This window comes from Kribbella speibonae, from assembly GCF_004331375.1.
Classification (GTDB): domain Bacteria; phylum Actinomycetota; class Actinomycetes; order Propionibacteriales; family Kribbellaceae; genus Kribbella; species Kribbella sindirgiensis.
The window spans coordinates 57554-70072 of sequence record NZ_SJKC01000004.1; the positions used below are offsets into that span (position 1 = coordinate 57554).

Below are 12519 nucleotides of genomic sequence, written 5' to 3' on the forward strand. Positions count from 1 at the left end.
CTACGCAGTACGTGTTGTAAACCCCTGCCTTGAAGGAGAAGACGTTCGTGGAGTTGTCGCGCCGGAATCTCGGGAAGTTGGCTGTTGCGACGGGTGCCACCGCTGCGGTGGGTACCGGTGCCGGCTATCTGATCGGGCGGCCTGCTGATGCTGCTGCGACCTGGAAGACGACCGGGACCGCGGTGCCGGCGCTGGCCGGGTTCGACAACCAGATGAAGGCGTTCATGCAGGCGCGGGGTGTCACGGCCGGCCAGGTCGCGGTGACGTACAAGGGGCGCCTGGTGCTTGCCCGCGGCTACAGTACGTCGACTGCGCTGACCGTGCAGCCGACGTCGCTGTTCCGGATCGCGAGCCTGTCCAAGTCGTTCACCGCGGCCGCGATCGTGAAGCTCGTACAGGATGGCAAGCTCAGCCTGTCCACGCCGGTCGCGAACATCCTCGACATCACGCCCGCGAGCGGGCTGACCCGCGACTCGCGCTGGTCGACGATCACGTTGTGGAAGCTGCTGCAGCACCTCGGCGGCTGGGACCGGGACGTGTCCGGTGACCCGAACTTCAAGGACGCGATCATCTCGCGCACCCTCGGCGTGCCGCTCGAGCTGCAGCACGCGGACGTGATCAAGTACATGGCCGGCCAGAAGCTCGACGTCAACCCGGGCACGAAGTACGCGTACTCGAACTTCGGGTACCTGCTGGCCGGCCGGGTGATCGAGAAGGTCAGCGGCCTGAGCTACGAGAGCTACGTGAAGCAGAAGCTCCTGGCCCCGTTGAAGATCAAGCGGATGTCGCTCGGCTACTCGATCGCGAAGCACAGCGGCGAGACGTCGTACGAGTCGCAGTACACCGGTCCGACCGTGCTCGACATGTCCGGTAAGACCGTCGCCGCGCCGTACGGCTCGTTCAGCATGCGGATCCAGGACGCGAACGGCGGCTGGATCGCGAGCGCACCGGATCTGGTGCGCTGGGCGAAGATGTTCGACGCGCCGTCGAGCGTGCTGAACAGTACGTCGCTCGGCCGCGTGTGGGCGAAGCCGTCCACCGGCGTGAACGCCGACGGCTGGTACTACGGTCTCGGCTGGCAGATCCGCCCGGTCACCGGCGGCACCGGTCGCAACACGTGGCACACCGGCAGCATGCCCGGCACGTACACGCTGCTCGTCCGCACCTCCGGCGGCCTCAGCTGGGCCGCCCTCGTCAACCGCCGCGACGACACCAGCGGCAAGTCGTACGGCGACATCGACGCAGCCATGTGGACAGCCGCCAACACCGTAAAGTCCTGGCCCACCCACGACCTCTTCCCCCAGTACTTCAGCTGAGCTCTCCGCCCAATTTGCTGGGTCAGCCAGCCAATTTGGTGGGTCAGCCAGCCAAATGAGGGGTTCTGCACCCTGAACGAGGGTGACAAACCCCCAAGGTGACTGGCTGACCCACCAAATGCCGAGGGGTGCGGGCTAGAACATCAGTGCGCGGAAGTGTGGTGTGCTGATCTGGGTTTCGCCGGCCATGGCGGTGAGTGCGTCGCGGAGGGTGTCTACTGCTTCGTCGCCGAGGCGTTTGCGGAGGCGGCGTTCGTAGGTCTGGTGGAATTTCCGGGCGGCGGCGAGGGCTCCCCGGCCGCGTTCGGTGAGGTGGAGCAGGCGGGCGCGCGCGTCGGTCGGGTCGGGGCGGCGTTCGACGTACCCGCGGCGTTCCATGTCGTCGACGATCTGGCTGGCGCCCTGCTTGGTGACGTGGAGTCGCTCGGCGAGGCCGGTGATCGTGGTCGGGCCGTCGTTCAACGTCCGGAAGACGAAGCCGTCCGACCGGCCCTGGTCGTCGTACCCCTGGGCGGCCACGTGCTCGCGGAGTTCGCGGACGAACTCCTGCTCCGCGAGCAGCAGGAGGATTCCGATATCAGGCTTGCCCGAACGCGTCATACCGGTCATGATAGTCAAGCTGACTTGGTCAAGTCAGCTTGACTAAATGATGAGGGGGAACGCAATGCACGTCATTTCTGCCGCCGCGGCGCCGCGGTTCCAGTTGCCGGGTGTCGAGTTCGCCGTGTTCGCGGCGCCGAGTCTCGGGTCGGCCGGGCTGTGCGCGTGGCGGCTCACGGTCGACGAGGGGCACGTCGGCGACGCGCCGCACACGCTCGACCGCGACGAGATCTTCACCGTGCTCAGCGGCACCGTGCAGCTCGGGCCCGACGGCGAGAAGCTCGGCCCCGGCGACTCCGCGGTCGTACCTGCCGGTGAACTGATCTCGCTGAGCAATCTCGGCGAGGGCAAGGCGGAGCTGATCGTCGCCATCACCGCCGGCTTCACCGGCCACATGGCCGACGGCACCGCCGTCCAGCCGCCCTGGTCCAAGTAGTCGTCAGCAGCGCCGGTTCGGTGGGCTGTACGTCGTTTTGCTCGGTGTGGCGACGTAGTAGTCGGTGACCCACGACCCGTCGGTGAGACGGTCCCACACGGCCGTGGTGCCCACCTTGGTGCCCGCTCGCTGGCAGCTGATCCAGGCGAGTGATCCGATCGGCAGCGGGCTCGGGTACGCGGTGTACGCCGTACCCGGGCCGTGCCGCCGGCTGAGGTTGTTGATCGTGGTCTGGTACGGGAACGAGCAGCCGGGGATGGGTGCGCTGTAACCGGTCTTGTTCGGGGTGCGGACGTAGTAGTCCGTGACATAGGTGCCGTCGATCAGCCGATTCCAGACGGTCGTGGTGCCGATCTTCGGGCCGAACGTCTGGCAGACGATGCGGACCCCGGAGCTCGCCGGAATGGTGGAGCGGATCGGGTAGGCGGTCGACGGGCCGCTGTAGGAGTAGATGGTGGCGCGGACCGTGTACGTGTACCAGACCGTCGCCACCGGTGCGTCGAAGCGGTCACTGTCGATGTTGAGCGTCACGCCGCCGTACGTCTCGTTGTGGTCGCCCTGGTACTGCTTGCCGCGCTGCCCGACCGCCCAGAACGTGTTGGGCACTGTCGGCCAGCCGGTGAGGGAGCTGTTGCCGTCCCAGCGGGCGATCCAGAGTGCGTCCGGGCGTGCGTAGGAGCTGGAGTTGTAGGCGGCGGCGAGGTCGACCGCACCGGAGTTCTGGTGCGCGTAGACGCCTGACAGGAAGCCGAGTGCGTGGATCTGCTTGGTCCACGCCGACAGGTACCGCAGTACCGTCGCCCGGCACGTGCTGTCGGTGATGTCGTAGTGCTCCATGTCGGCGTAGATCGCGCTACCGCCGAGCAGGTTCAGCGCTCTGGCCTGCTGTACGGCGTCCCGCGCCAGCAGACCGCCCTGGAAGGTAGCCGACGGCACTGTCATCTTCACCGCGTTGGTGCGGGTCGTGCAGGGCGCCTGGTATCCCATGTAGATCGGGATCAGCCGGAAGCCCATCCGGGTCACGCTGCTGACCCAGCTCGGTGTCAGCTGCGGCTGTGCGCAGCTCCGGTTCACTCCGCCGATGTAGATGCCGACCGCGCGGTACGGCGAGGCCAGCCACGCGGACATCTGTGCGACGGTCGGCGCTGTGCAGGTGTCGAAAGCCAGCCCGGTGAACCGCGTTGCCGTCGTACCGGCGCTGTAGGGCAGTGGTGTTGTCGGCTCCGCGGCGGCGGGCAGTCCGACGACCGTGAGTGCGAGAGCCGCGACGAGGACCTTGAGTTTGAGCATGTTGACCCCCCTGCTCCCAGTAGACGCCTGCGGGTAGGTTGAGGCCAAGACCGAGTGCGGGAGGGTTGGCGGCATGCCGGAGATCGTGGAGGTTGGGGAGCGGCCGTACGTCGCTCTGCGGGGCAAGGTCGCGATGGACGGGATCGGGGCGTTCGCGGACCGGATGGGCGAGGTGATCGGCTGGCTCGCCGCCAAGGAGATCGCGCCGAACGACGCGCCGTTCTTCAAGTACGACGTGGTCGACATGGAGGCCGGGCTGGTGCTCGAGATCGGGTTCCCGGTCGACGACCTGCACTCCGGTGAGGGCGAGATCGTCACCGGCGTCCTGCCGGCCGGACGCTATGCGACCGTTAGCCATCACGGTCACCCTGACGGCCTGATGGAAGCCACCCGCGACCTGCTCGCCTGGGCCGAGGACCAGGGCCTCGAGTGGGACTCCGACGGCCCCCACTGGACCGCCCGCCTGGAGATCTACCGCTCCGACCCCCGCGAGGTCCCGAACATGAACGACTGGGACACCGACCTCCAGTTCAAGCTGAAGGACTGAGTGCCAACCGTTCTCGCCGGCGTGGCGCGGCTCGAGGGTGAGCGGATTCGTCATGTTGCCTCGCCGTTGATCGAGCTCGGGTGTGCACTGCATGTGCTGGCCGAGCCTGCGCACCACGACCGGGTGGACTGGGCTGCGTCGCTCCCGCTGTCCGCTGAGCTTCGTGAAGAGCTGGCGCAGTGGAGCTGGACCGTGCGCGCCGTCCGTGCCCGCTTCTTCGCCACCAGCGCCGCCACTGGCCTGCCCACCTGGTCTGACGAGCTCTCAGCGCTCCGCGAGCGCTCGCCCGAGGACGTGGCCGCGGAACTGGTCCGCCCGTTGCACGGTCGCCCGCTGAGCAGCCGCTCGATCGACACGGACGCCGTACAGCACTGGGCTCGCAGCCGCGGCCGCTCCGTCGCGGCACTCGTCGAAGCTCTTCTGACCTCACCCGAGGAGCCCGTACGCCGTTTCCTCGACGTACTGGATGCCTGCTGGCACGAGTGGTTCGGTGCGTTGTGGGAGGAGTCCCGGGACTCGCTGGCTGCCCGTGGACGGCACGACCGGGACCTGGCCGTCCGGGACGGTGTCGGGACGATGCTGTGCTCGCTGGACAGTGCGATCGACCTGCGGGACGCGGACAGCGTCGTCGTACAGAAGGTGCAGAGCAAGCGCATCGACATCAGCAGCCGCTCGCTGCTGCTTGTCCCGAGCAACTACATCGCACCGCACCTGTTCGTCGGCGAGGTCCCCGGCGAGCCCGTCACGATCATCTACCCGGCCACGGGCCGCGCCGCCGCAGTACCGACGGCGCAGCAGATCCGTGCCCGGCTGGACGCGCTGGCGTCGCCCGACCGCCTCCAGGTCTGCCGCGCCGTGGCCAGCGAGCCACGCACCGCCGGCGAGATCGCCGCCCTCTGGGGCCTCCACCCGACCCAGGTAACCCGCCACCTCCGAGCCCTCACCCGAGCCGGCCTCGTCACCGCCGAACGCCAAGGCCGCTTCGTCGCCTACCGCCTCAACAACGACGCCCTGACAGCTCTCGGCTCTGACCTGCTGACGCTGATCATGCGCTGATCCGAAGGCGGCTCAGCACTGGGCGGCTTCGCGCTTCCAGGTGAAGTCGAAGAAGTCCGTAAGGGCCTGGTAGTGCGCCTGCTGAGGAACCTGGACCATGAGTTCGTCGGAGTTGATCGAACTGTCGGCCATGTTGTCCGACCCGAGCCAGCTGCGGTACGTCCGCTGGCCGGCCGACACGTAGCTCACCAGCAGCATCTTCGAATGGTTGAAACTGATGTCGTTCGCCGGCGCGCCGCCACAGGTCTGCGTGTCCAGCCGGGTGACACCGCCCTGGTCGAGAGTGCTCCGTACGACCGGTCCCGCACCGGCAGTGTGCATGACCTTCACCCAGGCACCCGCCTTACGCAGCCGCACCAGTTCCTGCGCGATCCGCCGGGCCCGCTCGTTGGTGAAGCCCGAGGTCGCGACCCGGATCACCGCCTGGTCGGGGTTCGGGATCGTCCGCAGCCGGGTGATCACGGGATCCTCGGCGATGCAGTCCAGCGGGTAGGCCATCACGCCGTACCCGCCGTTGAAGAAGTGCTGGAAGAGCCTGCCGTCGTTGGGCGTGGCGGTCTGGCACCGCGCCGCGCGGGGGCTGTCGGTCATCTGCTGCTGGAACAGCGCTTTCAGGTCGTCGTGCATGGTCTGGTTGTTCACGAACTGGAACGCGACGTTGTACTGGTTCTTGTTCGCGTCGTCCGTCGGGTTGTACGACGTGACGAGCGAGACATGGCTCGCGGTACCGGTCCGGGAGAACGTGAACGACTTCTGGTGCAACTGCCCCTTGCCCTCCGGCCCGCGGGCGGAGTTCTTGATGCACCTGAAGAAGCTCGCGTCGCCGGCGACCCCCAGGACGGCACGCAGGTGGACTGTCCCACTGCCGCAGTTGCGGTCCCACACCAGTACCTGCACGTGAACCCCGCGCCGGTGTGCATTGATCAGCGCGGTGGTGACCCCCTGGTCGTTGAGGTTCCAGGTCACCGCCCGGATCGTCTGCTGCGCCGGTGTGTGCGCGATGTTGTCGAGGATGGCGCGGCGGATCGGGCTCGACTGGGCCCCGGTGGCGGTCGGGTGCTGGCCGATCGGTCCGGGCTGCGGTGTGTAGGCAACCGCGGCCGTGGACGGGGCGATCAGAGGTGTCGTCAGGGCAGCGATCGCGGCCGAGACTCCGATCACCGCGCGTTTCCAGGGGAGTTTCATGGACGTTCCTCCGTCTAGACGATCCACTGTGGCTGCGACAAGGCAAACAGCTACCCCGGGGACGGCACCAGGAAGGGAACCCGGCAGTTTGACCGGAAGAAGCACCTACGATGTGCCGGTGACAGGTCGCGACGCGATGATCCGGCAGGACCTCGGTGTTCCGGCAGGATCAATGGACTGACAGAAGTCCGCAGTCCACCGGCGGTGCCGGGGAAGCGCTTGTTGGATGGGCAGCTGTGACCTCATCTCTTTCGCCTGCTGTCAGACGGCTGATCGCCGCGACACTCGTCAACACTCTCGGGAACGGCGTCTACGCGGCGGTCGGGGCGCTCTACCTGACGCGGGCCGTGGGGCTGTCGGTTGGTCATGTTGGTGTGGGGCTGACGATTGCCGCGCTGGTCGGGCTGGTTGCGAGTACGCCGCTTGGTGTGGTCGCCGACCGGCTGGGGCCGAACCGGGCGTACGTCGGGTTCCTGTTGCTCCAGGCCGTCACCATGACCGCGTTGACCCAGGTGCGGTCGTTCGGCTGGTACGTCGCTGTCGCGGCGGTGACCGCGATCGCAGACTCGGGGCAGCGGGGTGCGAAGGGTGCGTTGATCGCCGGTGTCGCTGCGGCCGATCAGCGGGTCCGGACGCGCGCCATCCTCCGAGTCGTCACGAACATCGGCATGGCCGTGGGGATGGCAGCCGCGGGTGTGGTCCTCGCGGTCGACCGCCGCGAGGTGTACGTCGTAGCGCTGCTGGCGAACGCGGCGACGTACGTGGTGACGGCCGGGCTGGTGCGGTTCGGGATGCCGGCCGTCGCGCGGGTGCCTGCCGCGGCGGGGCCGTCGGGGCTGACCGCGGTGCGGGACCGCCGGTTCCTGGTGTTCGTCGGGCTGGACGGCGTACTGAGCATGCATGGTGCGCTCGCGCAGATCGGTATCCCGCTGTGGGTGGCGACCGCGACGGATGCGCCGCGGTGGATGATCTCCGTGCTGCTGGTGCTCAACTCCGCCGCGGTGATCCTGCTGCAGGTACGGATCTCACGTGGCACCGAGCGCCTCGGCGGGGCGGCCCGGGCCGGTCGACGTGCCGGGGTGCTGTTGGCGATCACCTGTCTGGTGCTGGCGCTGAGCGATGCGACGTCCGGTGCGGTGACGATCGGTCTGCTGATCGCGGCGGCGCTCGCGCATGTCCTGGGGGAGATGCTGCAGTCCGCGGGCGGGTGGGGGATCAGCTTCGAGTTGGCGCCACCTGGCGCCCAGGGGCAGTACCAAGGCGCCTATGCGATGGGGCACCAGATCGGTGACCTCGCGGCACCGCTGCTCATCACGACGGTCGCGGTGTCGTGGGGCTGGCCGGGATGGTTGCTGACGGCAGGCGTCTTCCTGGTCGCCGGGATGTTCGTACCTGTCGTGGTGCGAGAGCCAGAACCCGTTATGCAGCCAGCGGTTTGAGCAGGTCGCGTAGTGCGCGGGCGGCGGTGAATCCGGCGCGGTTGGCGCCGATGGTGCTGGCCGACGGACCGTAGCCGACGAGGTGAATGCGGGGGTCGACGACTGTGGCGGTGCCGTTCATCCGGACACCGCCGGAGGGCTCACGGAGGTGCAGCGGAGCGAGGTGAGCGAGGTCGGCCCGGAAGCCGGTCGCCCACAGGATGGTGTCGACGTGCAGGCTGCTCCCGTCGGCCCACTCGACACCGTCCGGTGTGATGCGCGAGAACATCGGCAGGCGGGTGTAGACGCCGCGGTCCGCCGCGGCCTGTTCCTGTGGTCGCAGGTGCAGTCCGGTGACGCTCACGACGCTCCGCGGCGGCAGACCGGCGCGGACGCGTTCCTCGACGCGTGCTACGACCTGGCGGCCGTACTCGGGCGTGAAGTCCTCGTCGGTACGCCACTCCGGCGGCCGACGCGTCACCCACGTGGTGTTCGCAACCGCGGAGATCTCCGCGAGCAGTTGCACGGCTGACGCTCCGCCGCCGACAACCAGGACCTGCTGCCCGGCCAACACGGCAGCACCGCGGTAGTCGGCGGTGTGCAGCTGACGCCCCTGGAACGTCTCGATCCCCGGGTACCACGGGATGAAGGGCCGGTCCCACGTCCCGGTCGCGTTCACGATCGACGCCGCGCGGTACCCGCCGTTGGACGTCTCGAGCTCGAACCCGTCGTCCACCGCACGGACGCTCTCGACCGCAACCGGCCGGAGCACCGGCAGGCTGAACTGCTTCTCGTAGTCCGCGAAGTACGCCGGCACGAACTCGTTGGCTCGTTCCGCGCCGGCACTGGACGGCACCGGTACGCCGGGCAGGTTCGCGATCCCGTGGACGTCGTGCATCGTCAACGAGTCCCAGCGGTGCTGCCACGCGCCACCTGGTTCCGGGTTCCGGTCCAGCACGACAACCTCGTCGTACGGCGTGAATCCCATCCGCACCAGGTGGTACGCCGCCGACAGGCCGGCCTGCCCCGCTCCGATCACCGCTACGTCCAGCACACCAGGAGCAACGCCGGACCCGGTCGGTGTCTTCCCGGCTACCGTGGACGACCATGGATCTCGGCGCGATGTACGGCGTGAAGATGGACTGGTTCGTCAGTTTCGCCGCGGTCGCGCGGTACGGCGGGTTCTCGGCCGCCGCGAAGGCGGTGTACCGGGGCCAGTCCCGGATCAGCGAGCACGTCGCGGAGCTCGAACGCGCGCTCGACGTACAGCTGTTCGACCGTACGGCGCACCCGCCGCGCCTCACGCCCGAGGGCCGCGCGCTGCTCCTGCAGGCCGAGGAGATCCTGCGCCGCGTGCAGAACCTGTCCGCCGGGGGAGCCGTCCGTTTCGGCGCCTACCCGAGTGCCGCGGCGTGGCTGTTCCCCCAGGTCGTACGACGCCTGCCAGACACCATCCGACTGCTCCTGATCGAGGGGCCGAGCGTGGATCTGGAGGCCGCGTTGGTCCGTGGTGACATCGACCTAGCCATTCGACCGGTGCACCCGCTCGTCGCGGACGAGTCGCTGACCCACGAGATCCTCTGGCGCGAGCCCCTCACCGCGGTCTTCCCCGAGAACCACCCACTCGCAACCGGCCAATCCGTCACCTTGCACCAGTTGGCCGAGCTGCCCTTGATCTCGATCGGTGAGAGCGACGGCCCGCGGCAGTTCGAGTCCCACCTGGCGTTCGCGTCGAAGGGCCTCAACCCGGAGTCCGCGTTCCGCACCAACCAGCCGCAGACCCTGCTGTCACTGGTCCGCCACGGGCTCGGCGTAGGCGTCACCAATGAACTGGCCGTCACCACCGCCAACCTCGACGGCGTCCGTCTGGTCCCCATCGACGATGCCGGTGTCGAACGTCAGGTCGCCCTCTTCACCCGGCGCGACCATCCGCCGTCCCCGGCACTGCTGCAGGTCATCGAGGTGCTTCAGCGGATGAACTGGTCCACGTAGTCGGCGCCGAGGCCGTTCGCGCCGTAGTGGTCCCGGCAGAGCTGGATCTTGGTGAACGTGTCCTCGTAGCCGGTCTGGTTGCCGGCCTCGTCGACGTAGATCATCGCGCCGGAGATGTTGAAGAAGGTGATCATCTCGGTGCACTCCTCCGGGACGCGGAGCGTGTGGATCTCCCCGGGCGGTTCGTACACGAACGAACCCGCGTCGGCGACCCAGTCGTGTTCGTCGTACTGCCACTTGCCCTTGATGACGTAGCCGAAGACCGCGCTCGGATGGCGGTGCCGGGACACGATGCCGGCGCGGGTGACCTTGAGCAGGTTGCACCACTGGCCGGTGATCGTGTTCAGCATCAGCGGCCGGAACCACACGTCCGGGGCCTGCGGCACCCAGAGCCGCTCGTCGTCGGGAACCGCCTGGACCGCGATCTCCGCCGGGACACCTGCCGATATCGGAATCATCCAGTTCTCCTACATGCTCAGGTAGCCGCCGTCGACGGGTACGACGGCGCCGGTGACGAAGCCCGCGTCCGGGCCGGTCAGGAACGCGATCACGCCGGCGACCTCGTCGGGCGTGCCCCAGCGGGCCATCGGGGTCCGGGAGAGGATCCGGTCGGAGGCGGCCGGATCGGACCGCAGCGCGGCGGTCAGTTCGGTGGCGATCCAGCCGGGCGCGACCGCGTTCACCCGGATCCCGTCCGCGGCCCACGCGACCGCCAGCGACTTGGTCAGCTGCACGATCCCGCCTTTGGACGCGCTGTACGCCGGAACCAGCGGCCCGCCGAAGTAGCTCAGCATCGACGCCACGTTGACGATGCAGCCGTTACTGGCCGCGAGCAGATCGTGCGCGGCCTCGGCGGCCCGCATCGCGCCGGTCAGGTTGATCTCCACGACGTCCCGGAAGACGTCCGGCCGGTGCTCGTCACCTCGCCGGATGACGCCGGCCGCGTTGACCAGTACGTCGAGCTGCCCGAGCGACCGGATCAGCGCCTCCACCGAGCCGTCGACGCGCAGATCCAGCTCGACCTGAGCGGGGCCTGCGCCGAGGCCGGCCGCGACGACGTGCAGTCCGTCGGCGGCGAGTCGCCGTACCGCGGCCGCACCGATCCCGCTCGTTCCTCCGACGACCAGCGCGGTCCGTGTCATGCCCGGCATCGTGCTCGACGCGGGCAGGTCCCGGCAACCATCACCCGGACGGCGGATCGCACCGATCCGCCGTCCGGGTGCCCGGTCAGGCGCTCAGGTCGATGCGCCGGTGGTAGCGCTGCCCCGCCTTGCCGCCGATCAGGGCCGCGATCAGCGTGATCACCACGGCGGCGACCAGGGCGACGAGCCCACCGGTCGTCAGCGTCGCATCGGCGATCGGCACCGACGGCAGCTCGACCCGGTTCAGTACGTCGTACTGCGAGCCGGCCAGGGCGGCGATCCCGGCGACGGCCGCGGTCACGACGACACCGATCAGCCAGACCCCGAACCCCTGCCGGGCACCGTCGAAGCGGGCGAGACGGCCGGCGACGTACCCGCCGTTGTAGTAGGCGATCGCCAGGATCAGCAGCAGGATCGCGCCCGAGGCGATCCCGATCGTGCTTGCCGTGTCGGCGCTGCCGGTGGCGTCGTTCCAGTCGAAGGTGATCGCGTAGTCGACGGCTGCCGCGATGGCGCCGACGATGCCGGTCAGCAGCGCGATCAGCCCGACCGCGACCAGCCAGCCGAAGAACGCGGAACCACCTTTGAAGCCGCGGTACGACGGGTCGACCTCGGCCGCCGGTGACGGGTCGATGTGCGCCCGGTGCCGGCTGGTCGTGGCGGTTCGATCGTCCTCGTACATATCGGACGGACCGACCCGATCGATGCGGGTTTCTTCCTCATGTTGCTGGGTCATCAGCTTCTCCTCACCGGACAAGCCCCGTGTACCTCCCCGGTACCCGCTAAGAAACCCAGCGATTACTCAGAGCAGCTGATCGATGCGGTCGTGGTAGCGCCGGCCGGACTTGCCGCCGATGATCGCGAACAGCAGCGTGAGGATGAGCAGGGTGGCTCCGGCGGCGATGCTGCCGAGAAGAACGGTGTTGTCGCTGAGCGCCACGTCCGGCCGGTTGACCTCGTCGAGCAGGCTGTACTGGCTGTCCAGCACCCAGCCGGCGCCGGCGGCGATCGCTCCGACGAGCACGGCGATCATCCAGACGCCGAAGCCCTGCCGTCCGCCGTCGAACCGCGCCAGCCGGCCGGCGACGTACCCGCCGATGTAGAACGCCAGCGTCAGCATGAAGATCGTGACACCTGCCGCGGTGAGCGAGGCCGCGCCGGGCTGAGCCTTCGCGTCACTGGTGGTGTAGTCCAGGATTTCGGCGGTGCCGAGCGCAGCGGCCGACACGGCGGCCATCAGCAGCACCGACATCGAGATCGCGATCAGCCACCCGAAGAACGCCGCGCCGAACTTGAACCCGCGGTACGACAGCAGGTCCGGGTCGACCTCCGCCTCGGCCGCCGCCGGCGGTGTCCGCAGCGGCTGCTCCTGGGGGATCGAGATCGTGCTCATCGCCCGGCTGGCGGCCGCGCGCGCCTCCTCGTACTTCTGGGTGCTGGCGTCGCCGGCGGGCGTGGTGATCGTGGCGGTGTCGCCGGGGTACTGCTGACTCATCTCCGCTGGCTCCTCAGGTCGGCTTCGGGGCGGTCCCTACCC

General features: G+C 68.6%; 14 protein-coding genes. 6 read left to right on the forward strand and 8 right to left on the reverse strand.

Features of this window, described 5'->3' with window-relative positions:
* Positions 1-29 precede the first annotated feature (29 nt).
* On the forward strand, positions 30-1316 hold the full coding sequence (locus E0H92_RS28415; protein ID WP_202873888.1) for a serine hydrolase domain-containing protein: 1287 nt from the start codon (positions 30-32) through the stop codon (positions 1314-1316).
* Between the two features lie 135 nt (positions 1317-1451).
* Here the strand turns inward: E0H92_RS28415 and E0H92_RS28420 are convergent, their stop codons facing one another.
* Positions 1452-1916, reverse strand: coding sequence for a MarR family winged helix-turn-helix transcriptional regulator (locus E0H92_RS28420; RefSeq protein WP_131498439.1), 465 nt, complete (start codon positions 1914-1916; stop codon positions 1452-1454).
* A 64-nt stretch (positions 1917-1980) separates the two neighbouring features.
* Here E0H92_RS28420 and E0H92_RS28425 point away from each other — a divergent pair, with 64 nt between their 5' ends.
* A complete protein-coding gene (locus tag E0H92_RS28425) occupies positions 1981-2352 on the forward strand; it encodes a cupin domain-containing protein (protein ID WP_165550080.1) in 372 nt (123 codons plus the stop codon).
* A gap of 3 nt (positions 2353-2355) precedes the next feature.
* Here the strand turns inward: E0H92_RS28425 and E0H92_RS28430 are convergent, their stop codons facing one another.
* The gene (locus E0H92_RS28430; RefSeq protein ID WP_131498441.1) at positions 2356-3642 is read right to left on the reverse strand and encodes a glycoside hydrolase domain-containing protein; all 1287 of its coding nucleotides are present in this window, start codon (positions 3640-3642) and stop codon (positions 2356-2358) included.
* 73 nt (positions 3643-3715) lie between these two features.
* Here E0H92_RS28430 and E0H92_RS28435 point away from each other — a divergent pair, with 73 nt between their 5' ends.
* On the forward strand, positions 3716-4189 hold the full coding sequence (locus E0H92_RS28435) for a GyrI-like domain-containing protein (protein WP_131498442.1): 474 nt from the start codon (positions 3716-3718) through the stop codon (positions 4187-4189).
* A complete protein-coding gene (locus E0H92_RS28440) occupies positions 4190-5245 on the forward strand; it encodes an ArsR/SmtB family transcription factor (protein ID WP_131498443.1) in 1056 nt (351 codons plus the stop codon).
* Between the two features lie 12 nt (positions 5246-5257).
* Here E0H92_RS28440 and E0H92_RS28445 read toward each other — a convergent pair whose 3' ends face one another.
* Complete coding sequence (locus E0H92_RS28445; RefSeq protein ID WP_131498444.1) at positions 5258-6430, reverse strand: phospholipase D-like domain-containing protein; 1173 nt, start codon at positions 6428-6430, stop codon at positions 5258-5260.
* Positions 6431-6666: 236 nt separating this feature from the next.
* Between E0H92_RS28445 and E0H92_RS28450 the strand changes: the two genes are divergently transcribed.
* The gene (locus E0H92_RS28450; RefSeq protein ID WP_165550081.1) at positions 6667-7869 is read left to right on the forward strand and encodes an MFS transporter; all 1203 of its coding nucleotides are present in this window, start codon (positions 6667-6669) and stop codon (positions 7867-7869) included.
* Here the strand turns inward: E0H92_RS28450 and E0H92_RS28455 are convergent.
* Complete coding sequence (locus E0H92_RS28455; RefSeq protein ID WP_131498446.1) at positions 7850-8902, reverse strand: FAD-dependent oxidoreductase; 1053 nt, start codon at positions 8900-8902, stop codon at positions 7850-7852. The two genes, E0H92_RS28450 and E0H92_RS28455, sit on opposite strands and share 20 nt — an antisense overlap.
* A gap of 53 nt (positions 8903-8955) precedes the next feature.
* Here E0H92_RS28455 and E0H92_RS28460 point away from each other — a divergent pair, with 53 nt between their 5' ends.
* On the forward strand, positions 8956-9840 hold the full coding sequence (locus tag E0H92_RS28460; RefSeq protein ID WP_131463395.1) for a LysR family transcriptional regulator: 885 nt from the start codon (positions 8956-8958) through the stop codon (positions 9838-9840).
* Here the strand turns inward: E0H92_RS28460 and E0H92_RS28465 are convergent.
* The 4 genes from E0H92_RS28465 to E0H92_RS28480 all read right to left on the reverse strand — a co-directional run bounded on the left by E0H92_RS28465 (position 9816) and on the right by E0H92_RS28480 (position 12477).
* Positions 9816-10298, reverse strand: coding sequence for a 2,4'-dihydroxyacetophenone dioxygenase family protein (locus E0H92_RS28465; RefSeq protein ID WP_131498447.1), 483 nt, complete (start codon positions 10296-10298; stop codon positions 9816-9818). The genes E0H92_RS28460 and E0H92_RS28465 overlap by 25 nt on opposite strands.
* Before the next feature lie 9 nt (positions 10299-10307).
* Entirely contained in the window at positions 10308-10982 is a 675-nt protein-coding gene (locus E0H92_RS28470; protein ID WP_238173640.1) for an SDR family NAD(P)-dependent oxidoreductase, read from the reverse strand.
* A gap of 85 nt (positions 10983-11067) precedes the next feature.
* Positions 11068-11718, reverse strand: coding sequence for a hypothetical protein (locus tag E0H92_RS28475; RefSeq protein ID WP_202873889.1), 651 nt, complete (start codon positions 11716-11718; stop codon positions 11068-11070).
* A 66-nt stretch (positions 11719-11784) separates the two neighbouring features.
* The gene (locus E0H92_RS28480) at positions 11785-12477 is read right to left on the reverse strand and encodes a hypothetical protein (protein WP_131498449.1); all 693 of its coding nucleotides are present in this window, start codon (positions 12475-12477) and stop codon (positions 11785-11787) included.
* Positions 12478-12519: the final 42 nt, after the last annotated feature.